Origin of the sequence: Prochlorococcus sp. MIT 1201, from assembly GCF_047303415.1 — a bacterium.
Lineage (GTDB): Bacteria > Cyanobacteriota > Cyanobacteriia > PCC-6307 > Cyanobiaceae > Prochlorococcus > Prochlorococcus marinus_D.
In genome coordinates this window covers 2,420,558-2,437,869 of the sequence record NZ_CP138947.1, presented here as the reverse complement: position 1 = coordinate 2,437,869, position 17,312 = coordinate 2,420,558, and the positions used below count along the sequence as shown (strand labels likewise).

The 17,312-nt window shown below is 51.5% G+C and carries 20 protein-coding genes and 1 tRNA gene; 10 read left to right on the top strand and 11 right to left on the bottom strand.

Features of this window, described 5'->3' with window-relative positions; translation table 11 throughout:
* Positions 1-165 precede the first annotated feature (165 nt).
* Positions 166-435, bottom strand: coding sequence for a hypothetical protein (locus tag SIB41_RS11795; protein ID WP_413359176.1), 270 nt, complete (start codon positions 433-435; stop codon positions 166-168).
* Positions 436-947: 512 nt separating this feature from the next.
* Between SIB41_RS11795 and SIB41_RS11790 the strand changes: the two genes are divergently transcribed.
* Positions 948-1,511 carry a tetratricopeptide repeat protein gene (locus SIB41_RS11790; protein ID WP_063404293.1) on the top strand — a complete coding sequence of 188 codons (564 nt, stop codon included), beginning with the start codon at positions 948-950 and terminating at the stop codon, positions 1,509-1,511.
* On the opposite strand, the gene SIB41_RS11785 is transcribed toward SIB41_RS11790, so the two are convergent.
* Positions 1,479-2,018, bottom strand: coding sequence for a hypothetical protein (locus SIB41_RS11785; RefSeq protein WP_413359174.1), 540 nt, complete (start codon positions 2,016-2,018; stop codon positions 1,479-1,481). The genes SIB41_RS11790 and SIB41_RS11785 overlap by 33 nt on opposite strands.
* 88 nt (positions 2,019-2,106) lie before the next feature.
* Between SIB41_RS11785 and SIB41_RS11780 the strand changes: the two genes are divergently transcribed.
* The 4 genes from SIB41_RS11780 to SIB41_RS11765 all read left to right on the top strand — a co-directional run bounded on the left by SIB41_RS11780 (position 2,107) and on the right by SIB41_RS11765 (position 5,603).
* On the top strand, positions 2,107-2,937 hold the full coding sequence (locus SIB41_RS11780; protein ID WP_413361549.1) for a thiazole synthase: 831 nt from the start codon (positions 2,107-2,109) through the stop codon (positions 2,935-2,937).
* A 67-nt stretch (positions 2,938-3,004) separates the two neighbouring features.
* Complete coding sequence (gene psb34 / locus SIB41_RS11775) at positions 3,005-3,172, top strand: photosystem II assembly protein Psb34 (RefSeq protein WP_011129430.1); 168 nt, start codon at positions 3,005-3,007, stop codon at positions 3,170-3,172.
* A gap of 59 nt (positions 3,173-3,231) precedes the next feature.
* Positions 3,232-4,428 carry an NAD-dependent epimerase/dehydratase family protein gene (locus SIB41_RS11770; RefSeq protein WP_413359172.1) on the top strand — a complete coding sequence of 399 codons (1,197 nt, stop codon included), beginning with the start codon at positions 3,232-3,234 and terminating at the stop codon, positions 4,426-4,428.
* Between the two features lie 29 nt (positions 4,429-4,457).
* Entirely contained in the window at positions 4,458-5,603 is a 1,146-nt protein-coding gene (locus SIB41_RS11765) for a glycosyltransferase family 4 protein (protein ID WP_041384827.1), read from the top strand.
* A gap of 35 nt (positions 5,604-5,638) precedes the next feature.
* On the opposite strand, the gene mrdA is transcribed toward SIB41_RS11765, so the two are convergent.
* The 5 genes from mrdA to cbiD all read right to left on the bottom strand — a co-directional run bounded on the left by mrdA (position 5,639) and on the right by cbiD (position 11,725).
* Positions 5,639-7,441 (bottom strand): penicillin-binding protein 2, encoded by a 1,803-nt coding sequence (mrdA, locus tag SIB41_RS11760; protein WP_413359169.1) that lies wholly within the window; start codon positions 7,439-7,441, stop codon positions 5,639-5,641.
* A gap of 5 nt (positions 7,442-7,446) precedes the next feature.
* Complete coding sequence (locus SIB41_RS11755; RefSeq protein WP_063420801.1) at positions 7,447-7,848, bottom strand: hypothetical protein; 402 nt, start codon at positions 7,846-7,848, stop codon at positions 7,447-7,449.
* 15 nt (positions 7,849-7,863) lie between these two features.
* Positions 7,864-8,475, bottom strand: a complete 612-nt coding sequence (locus SIB41_RS11750; RefSeq protein ID WP_063420800.1) for a hypothetical protein — start codon at positions 8,473-8,475, stop codon at positions 7,864-7,866.
* A 468-nt stretch (positions 8,476-8,943) separates the two neighbouring features.
* Positions 8,944-10,530 (bottom strand): glutamine-hydrolyzing GMP synthase, encoded by a 1,587-nt coding sequence (gene guaA / locus SIB41_RS11745; RefSeq protein WP_413359166.1) that lies wholly within the window; start codon positions 10,528-10,530, stop codon positions 8,944-8,946.
* 40 nt (positions 10,531-10,570) lie between these two features.
* A complete protein-coding gene (gene cbiD / locus SIB41_RS11740; protein WP_413359163.1) occupies positions 10,571-11,725 on the bottom strand; it encodes a cobalt-precorrin-5B (C(1))-methyltransferase CbiD in 1,155 nt (384 codons plus the stop codon).
* Between the two features lie 83 nt (positions 11,726-11,808).
* On the opposite strand from cbiD, the gene SIB41_RS11735 reads away from it, so the two are divergent.
* Entirely contained in the window at positions 11,809-12,957 is a 1,149-nt protein-coding gene (locus SIB41_RS11735; protein WP_413359161.1) for a pyridoxal-phosphate-dependent aminotransferase family protein, read from the top strand.
* A 48-nt stretch (positions 12,958-13,005) separates the two neighbouring features.
* Positions 13,006-13,077 (top strand) — tRNA-Gly (locus SIB41_RS11730).
* Between the two features lie 106 nt (positions 13,078-13,183).
* Here the strand turns inward: SIB41_RS11730 and SIB41_RS11725 are convergent.
* The 3 genes from SIB41_RS11725 to SIB41_RS11715 form a co-directional block, all read right to left on the bottom strand.
* The gene (locus tag SIB41_RS11725) at positions 13,184-13,375 is read right to left on the bottom strand and encodes a hypothetical protein (protein WP_063420884.1); all 192 of its coding nucleotides are present in this window, start codon (positions 13,373-13,375) and stop codon (positions 13,184-13,186) included.
* Positions 13,376-13,542: 167 nt separating this feature from the next.
* Positions 13,543-13,773: a hypothetical protein gene (locus SIB41_RS11720; RefSeq protein ID WP_413359159.1), complete on the bottom strand. Its 231-nt coding sequence runs from the start codon at positions 13,771-13,773 to the stop codon at positions 13,543-13,545.
* 37 nt (positions 13,774-13,810) lie between these two features.
* Positions 13,811-14,107 (bottom strand): LysR family transcriptional regulator, encoded by a 297-nt coding sequence (locus SIB41_RS11715; RefSeq protein WP_413359157.1) that lies wholly within the window; start codon positions 14,105-14,107, stop codon positions 13,811-13,813.
* 120 nt (positions 14,108-14,227) lie between these two features.
* Here SIB41_RS11715 and SIB41_RS11710 point away from each other — a divergent pair, with 120 nt between their 5' ends.
* The 3 genes from SIB41_RS11710 (at position 14,228) to SIB41_RS11700 (ending at position 15,637) form a co-directional block, all read left to right on the top strand.
* Positions 14,228-14,743, top strand: coding sequence for an AbrB family transcriptional regulator (locus SIB41_RS11710; RefSeq protein WP_011824729.1), 516 nt, complete (start codon positions 14,228-14,230; stop codon positions 14,741-14,743).
* A gap of 62 nt (positions 14,744-14,805) precedes the next feature.
* Entirely contained in the window at positions 14,806-15,246 is a 441-nt protein-coding gene (locus SIB41_RS11705; RefSeq protein ID WP_063420794.1) for a DUF6554 family protein, read from the top strand.
* Positions 15,224-15,637, top strand: coding sequence for a hypothetical protein (locus SIB41_RS11700; RefSeq protein ID WP_413359155.1), 414 nt, complete (start codon positions 15,224-15,226; stop codon positions 15,635-15,637). Before SIB41_RS11705 ends, SIB41_RS11700 begins: the two co-directional genes overlap by 23 nt.
* On the opposite strand, the gene SIB41_RS11695 is transcribed toward SIB41_RS11700, so the two are convergent.
* Positions 15,574-17,202 (bottom strand): SNF2-related protein, encoded by a 1,629-nt coding sequence (locus SIB41_RS11695; RefSeq protein ID WP_413359153.1) that lies wholly within the window; start codon positions 17,200-17,202, stop codon positions 15,574-15,576. The two genes, SIB41_RS11700 and SIB41_RS11695, sit on opposite strands and share 64 nt — an antisense overlap.
* Between the last annotated feature and the right edge of the window lie 110 nt (positions 17,203-17,312).

The following is a 17,312-nucleotide window of genomic DNA, read 5'->3' as shown; positions in this document are numbered from 1 at the left end:
CCTAGAAAAAAACTTTGATCTCTGTTCGATGAACAGAGCATCTTGAACTCTTGATAGGGCTTATTTTTCTCTACTGTCTATTGCTTTTGAGGATCATCCAATCCATCAAAGCTAAAAAATCATCAAGACATCAAAATCAATTCTGGCTTGATCGCTGAGCAAGCCTTAAACCTGACTCCAAGGCTTGCCGTTGCGCTGACGGCTCCAAGCCAATGTGGGCAATACTCCTGTATGTAAGAGAGCGCGGTCTTCGTTGATCGGCTTGCTCCGGCTTTGCCTTGGCAGCAAATGAACCAAAAAATTGACTGATTTCAACAACTGAGGCCTGCAACCCACAAGCTCAGGCCAAATCTCAATGGCCTGCCCACACTTCAAACATGCAGCCACTAAGACTGTGATCACTCTGCTGAACTGAGCAAGCCCGTTCAGCAGCAATTGATCTCAAAAAAGCAGAGAACAACCATGAATGTGCCGATCAGAGAAGGTACTGCAATAGGAGCTAGAAGTCGGCTGATGTTCTGAAGCCAAGGGATTTGCAGCGATGGGTCCAAAACACACAAGCAGGACTAAGACCCTCCGCTACGTCTCTCTCATGCTCGAGAGCAATGAATCTGACGTGCTGATGCACGCAGAACGTCCTATACCTAATCTGCTAGTCCAGCAAAGACTCGTTCTCGTCTGAGAAGATATCAAACCATCAAATGGTGGGAGCTACTTTGAAAAGATGGTTGGAAGCCTCTAACCCCTCAGTGCTGATCTCTAACGAAGCGCAAATTTCCCGCAAGTGCCTAACTCAATATCGATGAACCTGCAGCGCAAACTCTTTGAGCCATTGGGAAAATGGTTTTTCAACCAGAAAAGCAGATGTTAAAAGTTCAAAGTCAATTCGACTACTTCCTCGATTTGACTGCAAATGCCAACTCATCACTAAGAACTGCCCCTCAACCATGAGCGCCTTCCTGCCAGAAACGCAAACCTACCTAATTGGCCTAATCGGTTTGCTCGCAATCGTGGCTGTCATCGTGGGCAGTCAAGTTTTCAAGACTCAACGCGACGAACGAGCACTGATCCGACTTGAAAAAAGTGGAGCGGGCTCTTCCAAAGAGGCATCCAAACTCTATGAACTGGCATCTGTACAGCTGCGTAAAAGGCTCTATCCCCAGGCCATAGCATCCCTTCGCAAGGCCTTGAAGCAACTGACTGGTGAACCAGATGAAGCCAAAGCTCTGATCGAAAATGCCCTTGGGTTTGCACTCGCGGCTCAAACAGACTATTCATCTGCAGTTAGTCACTACCAGTCAGCCCTAAAAGCCAAGGCTGACTACCCCGTAGCACTCAACAACCTTGCCTTTGCTAAAGAGCGCCTTGAGCAAGATGCTGAGGCCTACGAGCTGTATCAAAAGGTGCTCAGCCTGGATCCCAAGAACAAGACAGCGCGCAAAAACCTCAAGCGATTGGCAAAAACACAACCAACAAACTCACCAGAGCCCGCGGATGGGCAAGGGTTCTGATACGGCTTCTGATGCCTGTACTGAACAGGAGCTGTTTAAGTCGAGAATGCCGCCCGTATTGGTAAGACGAGGTGCCTGCCAACCCACCATTGTTAACTCCTGAAGGCCGATAAAAAAACCACCTGGCTCCACTCCAGGTATCAACTGATCTGAAAGGGGTAACAACTCCAGCTGATCTGACTTGGCATTCAAGTTTCCCTGCACAGGAGTTGTAACGCTGCCAAGACGCATCTCTCCACGCAGATCAATGATCTGGCCAATCGGTGTGAGCTTGGACAGATCCAAGTTCACATCAACATTGGAGCCATCTCCAAAAGACTTGTAAGAGCCACACCACTGGCGTGGCATTGTCTCAGCAAGATCAACGGCGCGCGCTACCGGATCAAATCTCTGAACAGAGCCCTCCACAACCAGCGGCACAGCCAATTGAGAGGAATCCAAGGGCATAGTGAGCTCGAAGGGAACCTGACTGTCAATCGAGAGATCCATGGCGAGCAGGATGGGCATGGAAAAACATGATGATGGGCACAAGCTAAGGCCAATCAGCTCAACCGGGACACTCCGCGATGACGTTCCAACAACCTCAACAGCGCCAATGGTTCTGACGCACTCCTCACCTGACCTACTCACAATCGGCAAACGCAACTTCCACAGCCGACTTTTTGCAGGCACAGGGAAGTACCCAAGCCTAAAAGTGATGCAAGAGAGTCTGCGCTCTTCAGGATGCGAAATGGTGACGGTTGCAGTCCGCCGGGTACAGACAATGGCATCAGGCCACGCCGGCCTGATAGAAGCCATCGACTGGTCAAAAATATGGATGCTGCCCAACACCGCTGGCTGTGCAACTGCAGAGGAAGCCATTCGTGTAGCCCGACTCGGCCGCGAACTCGCCAAACTGGCAGGCCAGGAGGACAACAAGTTCGTCAAGCTCGAAGTCATCCCCGACAGCCGCCACCTCCTACCTGACCCTTTCGGCACCCTTGAGGCCGCTGAACAATTGGTAAAAGAAGGCTTCGAGGTCTTGCCATACATCAATGCCGATCCCCTCTTGGCTAAGCGCCTTGAAGAGGTGGGCTGTGCGACGGTCATGCCACTGGGCTCACCGATTGGATCAGCTCAAGGTCTGAGGAATGCCGCCAACATCTCCCTAATCATTGAAAACGCCCGAGTGCCAGTCGTTGTGGATGCTGGCATCGGTGTCCCCAGTGAAGCTGCACAGGCCTTGGAAATGGGTGCCGACGCAGTGCTGGTGAACAGCGCAATTGCCTTAGCCGGTGATCCAATCACCATGGCCGAAGCAATGCGCTGGGCAATTCAGGCCGGTAGGCAGGCTTACAGATCAGGTCGCCTACCCGAACGCGCCGCAGCCTCGCCAAGCTCACCGACAACAGGGATTATTACGGAAGCCAAGACTAAACAATTATGAAGGAACGTAACGGAAAAGTTCCTGCAAGCAATCCTGTCCATAGGGTCCGCCGAGTTGTAAGTGTTACATGCAAGTCACCGAAGAAGAGGGTGGTCGACTCAACGCCTTTGCAAGAGAACCCCGTATGGAAGTGATAGCTGAAAAAGGCAGCAGCAACGCCAACACTCGCCTGCTCCTCATCGGTGGAGCCCTGCTTGTGACATCCCTAATCATCGTCAGGATCGCCATCAGCTGAAAAACCTTGTAGTAGCTTGCCCTGACTGAGCGAATTGCTCGTTCCTGCAGGAGTTTGAGTTGAAAGTTTTCGTTCTCGGCGGCGACGGCTTCTGCGGATGGCCTTGTGCAGTGAACCTTGCTGATAGGGGTCACGACGTATTGATCGTCGACAATCTCAGCCGCCGCAAGATCGATATTGATCTTGAAGTCGAGTCACTGACACCAATCACCAGCATTGGTGACCGCCTTAAGGCCTGGCGAGAAATCGGAGGCAAGCCAATTCGTTTTGAGCACCTAGACATCGCCCATCAGTACGACCGATTGGTGACAATGCTCAAAACTGAACGACCCGATGCGGTGGTTCACTTTGCCGAGCAGCGTGCAGCTCCCTACTCGATGAAGAGCAGCTCCACCAAACGCTATACCGTCGATAACAACGTCAACGGCACTCACAATCTGCTCGCCGCCATCGTTGAAAGCGGCCTAGACATCCACATCGTGCACCTGGGAACGATGGGGGTGTACGGCTACGGCTCGCACCGCGGAGCCACCATTCCTGAGGGATACCTCAAAGTGGAAGTGCCCCAGCCTGATGGCAGCCGTTTCGAGGAAGAAATTCTTCACCCAGCCAGCCCTGGAAGCGTCTATCACATGACCAAGACGCTCGATCAACTGCTTTTCCTCTACTACAACAAGAATGACCAAATCAGGATCACCGACCTTCACCAAGGCATCGTCTGGGGTACCAACACTGAAGCAACCGCTAGGGATCCACGACTAACCAACCGCTTTGATTACGACGGTGACTACGGCACAGTTCTCAACCGCTTCCTGATGCAGGCAGCAATCGGTTATCCGCTCACTGTCCATGGAACAGGAGGTCAAACCCGTGCCTTCATCCACATCTGCGATTCTGTGAAGTGCGTACAACTGGCTCTTGAAAACCCACCGGCTAAAGGCGAACGAGTCAAGATTTTCAACCAAATGACCGAGAGCCACCAAGTGGGTGAACTTGCCAAGAAGGTAGCTGCCCTAACCGGCGCCGAACTAAACCATCTTCCAAACCCACGCAACGAAGCAGTGGAAAATGATCTGATTGTGGATAACCGCTGCTTCATCGAACTTGGACTCAAACCAACCACCCTCGACGATGGCCTACTTGCTGAAGTAGTCGATGTGGCAAAACGCTGGGCAGACCGCTGCGACCGCAGTCGTATCCCATGTGTATCGGCCTGGACTTCGACCCAGGCGGAGGCCATCAAGAACCCCTCCTAAACAGCCTGCCCACACCACCCGCTGAACCAGTGAAGATCGCCTTTTTCACAGAGACCTTCCTCCCAAAAGTGGATGGAATCGTGACAAGACTCACCAAAACGGTGCAGCACCTGGTTGAAGCCGGTGATGAAGTGATGGTGTTCTGCCCGGAAGGCTGTCCTAGCGAATACATGGGAGCCGAATTGATAGGAGTGCCAGCCATGCCACTGCCGCTCTATCCGGAACTGAAGCTTGCCCTGCCCAGACCAGCCGTTGCCGAAGCCCTAGAAACCTTCGAACCCGATCTCGTACACGTTGTCAATCCAGCTGTACTAGGCCTTGGGGGAATTTGGCTCGCCAAAACCAACGGAATCCCGCTAATAGCTAGCTACCACACCCACCTCCCGAAATACCTAGAGCATTACGGCATGGGCATGCTGGAACCCTTGCTCTGGGAACTTCTCAAGGCAGCCCACAATCAAGCAATACTCAATCTCTGCACCTCAACAGCAATGGTGGCTGAATTGAGCGAGAAAGGGATCCAAAACACAGCCCTGTGGCAACGCGGCGTGGATACCGAACTCTTTCGACCGGAACTGCGCAACGAAACCATGCGCTTACGCCTTTTGAACACAAACGACGATCAAGGTGCCCTGCTTCTCTACGTAGGGCGGCTCTCCGCCGAAAAGCAAATCGAACGCATCAAACCTGTTCTCGATCGCATACCCGAGGCACGATTGGCCCTAGTAGGCGATGGACCTCACCGCCAGCAACTGGAAAAAGCATTTGAAGGCACTGCTACAACATTTGTGGGCTATCTCGAAGGGGAGGAACTAGCCAGTGCATATGCAAGCGGGGATGCCTTTCTATTCCCCTCAAGCACCGAAACCCTTGGGCTCGTTTTACTGGAAGCAATGGCAGCAGGTTGTCCTGTAGTAGGAGCCAATCGTGGCGGAATTCCAGACATCATTACCGATGGAGTCAACGGCTGTCTCTACGAGCCGGATGGAGTGGATGGAGGGTCCACCAGCCTGATCAATGCAACCCGACGACTGCTCGGCAACGATCTCGAGCGTCAAGGTCTGCGCAAAGCAGCCCGTCAAGAAGCCGAACGCTGGGGATGGGCCAGTGCCACGCAACAACTGCGGAGCTACTACAGAACAATCCTCGGCCAACCCCTCAACCTGGCCGCCTGAGAACAAACATCAGTGTGTTCTGAGAGTCAGTGTGTTCAACTAGAGCGTGTGCGATTCCAAGCCTGAAGCACCTGCCGTGCCATAGGCAATGCATGGACCGAACCTCCCCCAGGAGTGTTCTGGGCAAAAGCAACAACGACGATTTCTGCTGACTGATATGGCGCAAAACATGCAAACCATGCGTGATCAGAGCCACCGGTACTGTCCTCAGCAGTGCCCGTCTTGCCAGCCACTTGCGGAAAGTTGGGCAAATTGAGACCTGAACCAGTCCCATCCTGCACAACCTTTCGCAAACCACGCCGAATCGTCGCCAATGTGGATGGCTTGATATCGACCTTGATGCGTCGCTGTGATGAAGTCCAGTCGATCGCACCATCAGCCAGATGAGGAGTGACCAAAAAACCCCCATTGGCGAATACTGCATAAGCACGAGCAAGTTGCAAAGGAGTGATCTGAACCACAGATTGACCAATCGAGGCGCTGGCCATGTCCTCGGGAATCCAAGGAGTCGTTCCAGCTTCAGCCCAACCCCGACCTTTAGCCGCCCAGGCCTGATGGCCCACCAAGCCCTTGCTCTCCTCATAGCCAATCTCAATCCCAGTGCGGGCATCGAAACCAAGCTTGATGGCGGCCTCATAAAGCGCCTTAGAACCCACACCCACTCCCACCTGATAAAAGAAGGTATTGCTGGAAAAGCGCAGCGCATCCTCATACCCGATCGTGCCAAATCCGACACCGTTGTGGTCAGGGAAGCAATGCCCCCCATAAGTGATGCATGCCGCCGTCTTTAAACGCACATCAGGCAGAAACTTGCCACTCTCCATGCCCGCCATACTTGTAACAGGTTTCCAAGTACTCCCCGGGTCATAGGCATTCATAGCCCGACTGAGCAATGGCTTGCTCGACGAAGCAAAAAGCTTGTCGTACTCCTTCTGCGTGGTGAACAATTTTGAGAAAAAATTGGGATCAAAGGCAGGGCGACTAGCCATGGCGCGAATAGCACCGTTACGAGGGTCGAGTGCTACAACTGCACCGCCAGGCTTATCTTCAAGAGCCTTTTCAGCAGCCAACTGCAAATCAAGGTCCAGTGTGAGGAGGAGGTCTTTACCCGCCTGTGAAGGCTTGTCACCAAGACTGCGCTGCACCTCTCCCATAGCGTTGACTTCAAGCATCTGACCACCCCACTTCCCTCGTAAATGAGGCTCATAGGCCGCCTCCACTCCAATTCGGCCAATGCGATCTCTAATCTCATAACCCTGATCAGCGAGAGTCTTAAACTCTTTTTCAGTAATTGGCTGGGTATAACCCAAGACATGGGCGGCCAAAGTGCCGTGCGGGTAGTGACGTAGTACATCCACATCGACCTGGGCCGCTTCAAAACTGCGAGCCTGCTCTCGAAAACGCAGCACCTGCTCAGGTTTCAAATCAGTTGCCAAAGTGATGCGATAGCCATCCGTGCCAACCCCCTGTCGCCTGCGTTGATCTAAATCCTGCTTAGGAAGATTGAGCAACTGAGAAAGACTGTCACGAAGCCCAGGCCAATTAACATCACTAACCAATCGAGGCTGCAAATAAAGGTTGTAGCTCAGCTTGCTTGAGGCAAGTACACGGCCTTGACGATCGAGCAGCCGACCACGAATCGGTGAGCGGGGTACCAAGCGAATCCGATTTTCATCTGCCAACTCTCGGTATCGAGCCCCTTCCAAAAGCTGTAACCAGATCAACCGCGCCACCATGGCACCACTAAACAAAAGCACCAGAGCAAGAAAGACCTTGGGCTGCTGGCCTAAACCACTGTGCCGCTGATTGGCTCCTCCCAAAGGCCGCGATCCACTCATCAACGTCAGCTTTCTTCCACGCCTGATGTTGGCGAAAAATCGCCAACATCTTTCTGCAGGTGAAGCTGAAGAGCATCAAGCCTTCCCTCAATCCTGGCCAGCACCTCCAGCAAAATCTGCTGATCCTGAGGGTCTGGGGAATTCACAACGACATCATCAACGGCCACATTCACTGCCATCACAGGATTACCCAGCCCTGGGCTGACCTGATCTAATCGATCACGTACGGATCTAGCAGCAGCTTCTCCTTCAACACGAAGCTCCTGGAGGGGATCACTTGAGCCCGTAAAAGCTTCCACCATTTTTCTCGCTCCACCACGACGTACCCGATCAACCATCGCCAAACCCACAGGAAGAGCATCCTGCATCAGGGAAAGGCGAAGGCTGTCGAACGAATCGTCGGCCATGCAAGCCTCAAAGGTCTACCTAACAACAGTTTGCTCGGAAGGGATCAAAAGTGTTGGGCAAGACGTTTGAGACATTCCTATCGACCAGCCCCCAAAACCTGCCAAAACCAATAACGCCACCATTGGTCCCACAGCATGATGTGTTGTCTCCAAGCTGAACCATTCACTCCAAGACCGCCAAAAACGCTCACGAGCAAAGCGCTTGCGCTCACGAGACTCTTGTTTGCAACGCCTGCGAAACGACTTCTCGACCCAGCGCTCAAACGACTGCTTCTTTGTGACCGCCATCTTGCGCTCGACCTCAAGCAACTGGCCAGCTGTAAGTTCAGGGTGAAAAGTGCCGATCAGCTCCAAACTTTTAAGGAACATCTCAACAGCAGCATCCTTGATATCCCTTTGGCTCTCATCCAACAGGGCCCAATCAAGCTCAGGGTAAAAGCGACCTCGATTGAGGCTGATCTGGTCTTCACCCAACTGACCAGGCTCCCTTAACCAACGATCGGTGTTGCTGTCAAACCTTCGCCAGTACAGGAAAGGGTTGATATAAACGGTCTTACCCGCAAACTGAATGCTGTCCTGTTGCAAACGGCGGTCTAGCTGTATGTCCTGCTGTTGGGCGACGGTCAAAAGTCTCTAGGCCAGTGGCCCAGGCTATCTAGTCATTCTGAGCTTCACCAGTCCCTCATCACCTCAACAGAATCGACTTTCACTTCAAGGGTGCGAATCAAAAATATTGAGTGATGCAGAGCATTCTCGAAGACGATTGGAGCTCATGCAGCCAAGTCAGAGCAGAGAGCATTGAAGAAGAAGATTCGACGCTACAAAGATCGTGAATGTTTGCCACCATCAACACATCGACAATAATTACCAAATAAGCAAAAGCCAAAGTTGATCATTGGCAACATGAAATAAACTGATTCGAACGACAGTTGACAAGAAAAATGTAAGCTTATCAAAAGCCAAGATGCATATATTCTCAATCCAAATAAAATTGCAGGGCTCTTAAAACTGGCGCCAGAACATATAATTTTGCATCACCTCCAATAAAACGTGAAGCCACAATGTAGAGTTAAAAAAAGAAATTTAATACCTAAACTATTCCCACTCAATCGTTCCAGGAGGCTTGCTGGTGATGTCAAGCACAACACGGTTGACACCTCTCACTTCATTGACAATTCGATTGGAGATACGCTCCAAAAGTTCATACGGCAAACGCGACCAATCCGCTGTCATGCCGTCCTCACTGGAGACACATCGCAGCACAATCGGCCAGGCATAGGTGCGTTTATCCCCCATTACCCCTACAGAGCGCACGGGCAGCAACACAGCAAAGGCCTGCCATATGTCGTGATATAAACCCGCATCACGGATTTCCTCTCGCACGATTAAATCAGCATCGCGTAAGCAATTGAGCTTTTCATCGGTAACTTCATCAAGGATACGAATCGCCAGGCCTGGCCCAGGAAAAGGATGGCGGCGGACAATCTCTTCAGGCAGCCCCAAAGCACGGCCTACCTTTCGCACTTCATCCTTAAACAATCGCCTAAGCGGCTCAACCAATTTGAACTGCAAATCTTTGGGAAGACCGCCTACATTGTGGTGGCTCTTGATCTTCACGGCCACCCGCTCTCCGGTCTTTCGATCAACGTTACTTCCAGCACTCTCAATCACATCTGGATACAGAGTCCCCTGGGCGAGGTAATCGAATGGACCAAGTCTAGCACTCTCTTCTTCAAATACTCGAATGAATTCGGTACCAATAATTTTACGTTTCTCTTCCGGATCAACAATGCCATTCAACTTAGAAATAAACCGTTGTCTTGCATTGATGTATTCAACATTAATATTAAACTTACGATCAAAGAAATTCATCAAAAACTCAGGCTCACCTTTACGCATAAACCCCTGATCAATAAACATGCACGTGAGCTGATCTCCAATGGCCTTTTTTAATAGAAAAGCCAGTGTTGAGGAATCAACTCCTCCAGACAAAGCAAGCAAGACCCTTTTCTGACCCACCTGAGCCTGCACCTGAGCAATCGATTCTTCAATAAATGCAGTAGTCGTCCAATTCGGCTCACAACCACAAATGTGGTAAACGAAGTTTCGAATCAGAGCAATTCCGTGGCTTGAATGCACCACCTCAGGGTGAAACTGAACGCCATAAAACTGACGATTGTGATCAGCAACCGCCGCATCAGGAGTATTGGCTGTATGAGCAAGCCGAACAAACCCCTCAGGCAAATCCCTCACCACATCACCATGGCTCATCCACATCGTGGAGCCACTTTCAACATTGGTGAGAAGGTCCCTAGGGTCCTCGACCTGCAAGGGCGCCTTACCGTATTCAGCCTTGCCAATAGCAGCCTCCACCCGACCACCCAGCTGCTGCACCATTAGCTGCATGCCGTAACAAACACCAAGCACAGGAATACCCAAATCCCAAATGTTCGGATCACAAAGCGGCGCTCTCTCGGCATACACAGAGCTAGGTCCGCCACTCAAAATGATGCCCTTCGGGGCAAGCTGGCGAAGCTCATCCGCTGAGGTGCAATAGCTCATCACCAATGAGTAGACCTCTGTTTCTCGCACCCGACGGGCAATCAGCTCTGAATACTGAGAGCCAAAATCGAGAATGACAATTGCCGGCTGGCTCTGACCTTCAGACTGGGAATTGGACATATCAGCGAAAAAACTCCTCTGGAGTCAACCAACAGAACGTTCAGGGTAGAGAAAGGCTTATCGGTGAATCCTCAGGGGTCACTCCCAAGACAGCCAACTGTTGAGACCCTTGGGGACCAGCCCAGCGCAACCGTCGCTGACGGTCGAAAAGAGCTGCCCCAATAGCTATCGACCATGAGCCATAACGTGCAAGGTAGGCAGCGCTGCGATGCTCCACTGTTGCTGCCAGCCGATACCAAAGCTTGCGTACCAGCTCTGGATCTTGAGCTTCCAGCATCTTCAAGGCTGCCTCCATGGAATCAGCCTGGCCAAGTTGCCGGATCAGATCCAACGGCAATCCTTCACGCACAGCCATGGCCGCAAGCACCTCCAAACGACCATCTGCCAGATGGTGATGAGTATGAAAAATCCCCCCTGCCAACTTCACCAACTTGCCGTGATACCCCAACAACAACAATTGCTCCACCCCAGCCTCTGCCGCGGCCACAATGACAGGCCCCAACCAATTGCCAATCTTGAGGAGCGGCTGAGCAGCCAACCCCAACTGTCGAGCTAGATCAAGACCATTCTCACCAATCACCAAAGTCATTGCTCCACAAAAATCTGAAGCGGCACTTTGCCGACGTAGTTGCTCAATGGTCTGCTGCAACTGATCAGGAGAGGCGCTGACCTGCACATCCGCCTGGGTACCAATCAAGGCCAAGCCATCCACAACCCCAAAAGCTGCATTACTGGTACGTGCTGCCAAATCTCTACCCCTAGGCAACACAACTTCCAACTGCAGCCCTCGACCCGAAGGCACCAGCGGGTACAAATTACGACTCAAAAGCTCGCGTGCAAATCGAGACACACACGCCTCTCCACCGGACCCCAGCGTGCCAACACCTTTGCCTGCCACAAGATTAAGCCAGGCCTCTGGATGAACATTCAACTCATCATCATCAACAAACTCCTGCCACTGAACACACACCCAAATCTCCAAACCTCTTGTGAGATCCAAACCTGGACCTGGATCGCAATGGCTGATTGCCAAAGCCTGTTCACCTCCAGCCAAAACCGCTGCAGAGGTCACTGACACAGCAAAAGGTTCGTCGCGATCAGGCAATTCAAGCAACTGAAAACCACTGAAAGGCCTACCAAGCAAAGCTTCGGTAGCAGCTCGGGCCGCAGCCGCGACCCAAACCGGGAGCGTCAACCCCCTTGAATCAGCATCGGCGTGATCGATAACAACCCTTGCTTAGGTATTTTTTAGGATGGTTCATTACTAAGCCTTAGGCCGTGCAGGACAAACTCACTCTGATGATCCCGGGTCCTACACCTGTTCCCGAAACAGTACTCAAAGCCATGGGTCGCCACCCCATCGGCCATCGCAGTGGAGAGTTTCAAGCCGTCGTTAGACATACCACCGAGCAGCTGCGCTGGCTACATCAGACCAAAGCAGATGTTCTAGTCATCACTGGCAGCGGCACCGCTGCGATGGAAGCAGGAATCATAAATACCCTCAGCTACGGCGACAAGGTCCTCTGCGGCGACAACGGCAAGTTTGGACAGCGCTGGGTAAAGCTGGCTAAGACCTACGGCCTGGACGTACAAGTGATAAAAGCAGACTGGGGACAACCGTTAGACCCAGAAGCCTTCAAAAGAGCACTGGAAGCAGACAATGGCAAAACAATCAAAGCCGTAATCCTCACCCACTCGGAAACCTCAACCGGGGTCATTAACGACCTTGAAACCATCAGCAAATATGTCCGCACTCACGGCAAAGCACTAACCATCGCTGATTGCGTGACAAGCCTTGGAGCCTGCAATGTCCCCATGGACTCTTGGGGTCTAGATGTGGTTGCCTCCGGTTCCCAAAAGGGATACATGATGCCTCCAGGGCTCAGCTTCGTGGCCATGAGTGAACGAGCCTGGCAAGCGCATCAACAATCGGATCTACCGAAGTTTTATCTCGATCTAGGGCCTTACCGAAAAACTGCCGCTCAAGACAGCAATCCATTCACCCCTGCTGTGAATCTCTACTTCGCACTGGAATCTGCGCTGGGAATGATGCAGTCAGAAGGCCTAGAAGCCATCTTTGACCGTCATGCACGCCATCGCGCAGCCGCTCAGGCCGGCATGAAGGCCATCTGCCTGCCCCTGTATGCAGCTGAAGGACACGGCAGCCCAGCGATCACCGCAGTCGCACCTGAGGGAATTGATGCAGAGCAACTGCGCAAAACTGTCAAAGAGAAATTCGACATCCTGCTAGCAGGAGGACAGGATCATCTAAAAGGAAAGGTCTTCCGTATCGGCCATCTTGGATTCATATGTGATAGAGATATCCTCACTGCCATAGCTGCCATCGAATCCACCTTGCAATCTCTTGGCTTGCATAAAGGCAACATGGGAGATGGCCTGGCTGCAGCAGCAGCAATTCTGAGATAACAGTGCTCGCCAACAAAACGAACTAAAGCTGATCTAAACTGATAAAATGCGGGTGTAATTCAGTGGTAGAATGTCAGCTTCCCAAGCTGAACGTCGCCGGTTCGAATCCGGTCACCCGCTTATCAAAGGATTAATCAAAGTTCATAGAATACTCATTCATAGTTAACAAACCAAAAACCTATCTAATTAAAAATAGGCTTCAAAGCATTCATTATTCAATACCAATTCATGATCTGGGCTTGATTAATTGAAGAACTTGTGGGCCAACCACTCCTGCACGACGCTCCTGATCTAATGCCTTAAGAATCAAACTGCCAGCAGCCTGAAAATCTCCCGCTTCAGCCTGTGCAGAAGCTCGGTCAAAAAAACCACTCGCAGCCTTCAAGTAAACCTCGCGTTGAATAGAAGCGGAATTCATGCCCGCTGTTGTTTTCAAAAAAGTAGACGTCAAGACTGCTCAGCTGAACCCCTTGATTGAAAGTTTAACGCGAATTGTCTAGTACAAGCAATATCGAGCATCAAAACAGCAAATGTTGTTGCCCAAGTCAGCCAATTGATATGTATAGAAAATATAAGGGGGTTAAATCAGGTTCCTGGCTCCTCAATGTTGCCTCCCATAGTTTCGATCTGAGCTCTTAAGACTGACGCACGAGTCTTGTCACCACGTGTTTCGGCAACAGCCAATGCAAATTCAAGCTTCTCGAGCTGATGCCCCCCCTCATGGAAGACCTGAAGTCTGATAGAAGATCTCGCTAACGGTGAAATTACTGAGCTGGTAACACCAGCTTGGCCAGAGGCAGAAATGGTTAAAGCCATGGATGCCTTTCTTTTTATTGTGCACCCGATGCCACCCTCATGCCGCAAGAGTGTCTGGTTCCCCTGACCAAGCCTGAGGTTCTTCTCGGGCTTGATCCTCAGCTTGATCAGAACTATCAAGCATTTCCTGGCACTCTTTTAAGAGCTGCTCAACCCCATCGAGCATCTCCATTTCCTCTGCGGGAATCCTCTGAGATTCGCTCTGCTGTCTCAACTGAAACTCCAAAGCCTCCTGACGCTGCTCCAATTTAACGAGCCTCTGCGATAAAGCAGTGATCGTCTGAACCAGGTCTTCTGCAGTACGAGTAATTCGAAAAGAAACTGACGAGGACATAGCCACAAAAAATACTTTGTCCAGATGACAACACATGAGGAATAAAGGCTCAAGTCATTAGGCAGATGGTGAGGAGAATCATTTGCGCTCAAAGTATCTGTACTGTTTCAAATCGATCTCATGCCTTCTCTGGCAACGTTACTGATTTATCTCATGGCAGGAACAGCATTGGGTCTGCTGACCTTGCGCACTGGTATTCCAGCAGCACCCCTTGCAGGTGCTCTTTTAGGTGCAGGGCTCGTAAGCATGAGCGGTCGCCTTGATGTTGCTGAATGGCCCTCAGGCACACGCACAGCAATTGAAATCGCCATCGGCACGGTGATCGGTACTGGCCTAACCAAAAGCTCCCTAGGGGAGCTGCAAAGCCTCTGGAAACCAGCCCTACTGATCACTCTGACCCTTGTACTTACTGGGATCGTGATCGGTCTTTGGAGCAGTCGATTACTAGGTATTGACCCTGTTGTTTCACTCCTCGGCGCTGCCCCAGGAGGCATCAGTGGCATGAGTCTGGTAGGTGCGGAATTCGGCGTCGGTGCTGCAGTCGCCACCCTGCATGCTGTGAGATTAATTACCGTACTTTTGGTACTACCCCTTCTGGTGAAGCTATTGGCCCCATTAGGACTAATTGATTCCTGATTAAACCTGGACAGGACTGTTTCAATCGATACGTTGATCAATACTGTGTTGACTTGCAAGCGATGAATCGAAATCGAGTTGCCCTTTCACTCACACTGCTTGGCCTTGTGGGAATCAGTCTTTCTGCCACAGCTGCCCAGTCAGCAACAACTGACACCGCAAGCAAAGGAGCCCAGGTCTACTGCTTCATGCGTAGTCATGGCAATAACCATGAGGTGAGCTGGACTGCCTCTTATGCCCTGATCAAACGCCAGGGAAATAGCCTTTTCAAGACCTCACCAAATCATGCTGCTGTATTAATTACTGAAGCAGTGGTCAACGAACCCAGCAGTTACCCAAACTGCGGTCAATACCTTGGCGATCTCTTCGGAAATACCAAAAACTCTTTATCAGTAGCTGATCAAGAAAGTGGTGATGAGACTGTCATCGACTCCTATAGCTCTGGCAATACCAACACCACCACTCCTTCAAGCACAGATCATGAGCAGCACTACAGTTATTAGATTCCTTCGTTTCCTTGCCAAACTATTTCTGAGCGGGTTGCTGCTTTCCGGTCTGAGCTGCAACAGTCGCTCAGCACCAAACAATCCATCTGCTGACTCGAATATCTCGTCCCAAGCTTGCTTGGAAAATCTTGACCTCAAAGAACTCGACCAAGCCCTACTGCGCTGCAATAGCGTAGTGAGCCAACATCAAAATGACCCTGAACCACTCAACGACCGGTCCCTGATCTACACCCTGCTTGGCCAAACAAATTTGGCTTGTCAAGATGTCTCCAAAGGCTTACAGCTTCTGAATCAACAAGGAGCATCAGCTGATCCGATGGTGCGTCACGAACTAACCGTGCGTAAAGACTCCTGCATGCAACATCTCAACATGACTGGCAAAGGCTGACGCTTGAGTCCAACACGACGAGAACCAAGCAATACCTCAATCCGCTCAGCCTTACTTGCTATCAGAGCATCCACCAGCTGATCTGCAAAACCCAGTTGGAACCAGTGACTCGTGAGTCCGCCATCCATCCCCAATCGATGGCAACGATCCTCAGCCTGATCCACATCACCAGGTGTCCAGTGACGTTCAAGCAAAACCACATGCCTGGCGCGATGCAAGGTGTAACCAAGCCCGCCTACTGCATAGGTTGCCAACAAAAGGGAACTCTTCCCTGATTGAAAACGATGCACAGCTTCCTGACGTTGCCCTGGACGCTGACGACCAGTTAACAACTCACCCCCTAAGCGTTGCTGCAAAAGCAACAAAGGACCAACAAAACTGCTGAAAAGGACAACGGCTTGCCCCTCAGCAAGAAGTGCTGCTACAACAGTCTCCACTGCTGGCAACTTGAACTCCGCTGCGATCTGACGCAAAGCCGTAAGCACCGCCAGCGATTCCGCATCTGAACGCACCAAGCCCTGCTGAACACGATGGCGATAGTTGTCAGTGACAAGAGCTAGACGATGGTCAAAACCACGAGACTCTGGCTCTGTAAGGACAACCCGATGCTCTTGACGACGTTTTGGGGGCAAGCCAAGCAAAGTCTGCTTGCGTCGATGCAGAACCAATGGCCGTGTGAGCTTCCCTAGAGCATCGAGATCACTCGCACCACGTGCATGCCAGCGTCGCTGTCCACCTTGATCTCGCCAGTGACCCTGACAAAAACGCTCTTCAAACTTACGTTGATCTCGAGCCAAAGGATGATCAATGGCAGCCAGCAGTGGATAAAGCTGATCAGGACGACCATTTTTCATCGGCGTCCCGGTGAGTAACCAAATAGCCCTTAAACGCGGATGCCGCGCAAGCCTTAAAAGAGCCTGAGTTCGTCTTGACTTGATGGACTGGCCGAAATGCGCTTCATCCACCAACAGAAGCGTTCCCGCCGCCGGCAATTCCCTAGGCAGACGAGCCCAGCTATGGATGCACACCTGCAAATCAAGACTGGCAGCTTCGGTGCGCCAGTGGTCATGAAGACCCACAGGCGCCACCACCATGACCCGTACATCAGCACATCTCACCATGGCGCGAGCCGCCAAAAGAGAGGTAAGAGTCTTCCCAAGACCCATTTCATCAGCCAAGACTGCACCGCGCCGCGCTAACAACCAACGGGCTCCAGAGCACTGATGAGGAAGAGGTCTACGACCATCTGTCAAAGCAACCTCAAAGTCTGCATAGCTCACGAGATCACGATGGGGCGGCATCGGTGGCAAAGGCTGTTCGAACCAACTCAGCCACTGAGCCAAGTCGTCCTGCACCAAAAAACGTGAACCAAACTGCCTCTGCAAATGTTGAGCCGCAACCAAAGGAAATTCCCAGCCCTGGCGAGCACCACGCCAAATTCCACGAGGCCTCACTTTGAGAAGCTGAGCCTGAGTCACCGCATCGAAAGGGAACGCCACCTTGACCAAACCCGCCGCAGTCAGACCCAAATAACAGCTGGCAGACGATTTAGGCGTGAGCTTCACTGCTCAATGAACACCTAATTTACGCCCCATTGCCTTACTAGCAAGAGCGAAAGCAACCACTGTAAAAAACAGAGCAAAGCAAACCAAAATAGATATTTAGACACATTGAC

What these genes read in the sequence shown, in the direction of transcription:
- SIB41_RS11710 (WP_011824729.1), top strand. Translation starts at nt 14,228, where the DNA reads ATGCCTTCTCTGGCAACGTTACTGATTTATCTCATGGCAGGAACAGCA.
- SIB41_RS11700 (WP_413359155.1), top strand. Translation starts at nt 15,224, where the DNA reads ATGAGCAGCACTACAGTTATTAGATTCCTTCGTTTCCTTGCCAAACTA.
- SIB41_RS11780 (WP_413361549.1), top strand. Translation starts at nt 2,107, where the DNA reads ATGGTTCTGACGCACTCCTCACCTGACCTACTCACAATCGGCAAACGC.
- SIB41_RS11705 (WP_063420794.1), top strand. Translation starts at nt 14,806, where the DNA reads ATGAATCGAAATCGAGTTGCCCTTTCACTCACACTGCTTGGCCTTGTG.
- mrdA (WP_413359169.1), bottom strand. Translation starts at nt 7,441, where the DNA reads ATGAGTGGATCGCGGCCTTTGGGAGGAGCCAATCAGCGGCACAGTGGT.
- guaA (WP_413359166.1), bottom strand. Translation starts at nt 10,530, where the DNA reads ATGTCCAATTCCCAGTCTGAAGGTCAGAGCCAGCCGGCAATTGTCATT.
- SIB41_RS11725 (WP_063420884.1), bottom strand. Translation starts at nt 13,375, where the DNA reads ATGAATTCCGCTTCTATTCAACGCGAGGTTTACTTGAAGGCTGCGAGT.
- SIB41_RS11720 (WP_413359159.1), bottom strand. Translation starts at nt 13,773, where the DNA reads ATGGCTTTAACCATTTCTGCCTCTGGCCAAGCTGGTGTTACCAGCTCA.
- SIB41_RS11785 (WP_413359174.1), bottom strand. Translation starts at nt 2,018, where the DNA reads ATGCCCATCCTGCTCGCCATGGATCTCTCGATTGACAGTCAGGTTCCC.
- SIB41_RS11715 (WP_413359157.1), bottom strand. Translation starts at nt 14,107, where the DNA reads ATGTCCTCGTCAGTTTCTTTTCGAATTACTCGTACTGCAGAAGACCTG.
- psb34 (WP_011129430.1), top strand. Translation starts at nt 3,005, where the DNA reads ATGCAAGTCACCGAAGAAGAGGGTGGTCGACTCAACGCCTTTGCAAGA.
- SIB41_RS11790 (WP_063404293.1), top strand. Translation starts at nt 948, where the DNA reads ATGAGCGCCTTCCTGCCAGAAACGCAAACCTACCTAATTGGCCTAATC.
- SIB41_RS11755 (WP_063420801.1), bottom strand. Translation starts at nt 7,848, where the DNA reads ATGGCCGACGATTCGTTCGACAGCCTTCGCCTTTCCCTGATGCAGGAT.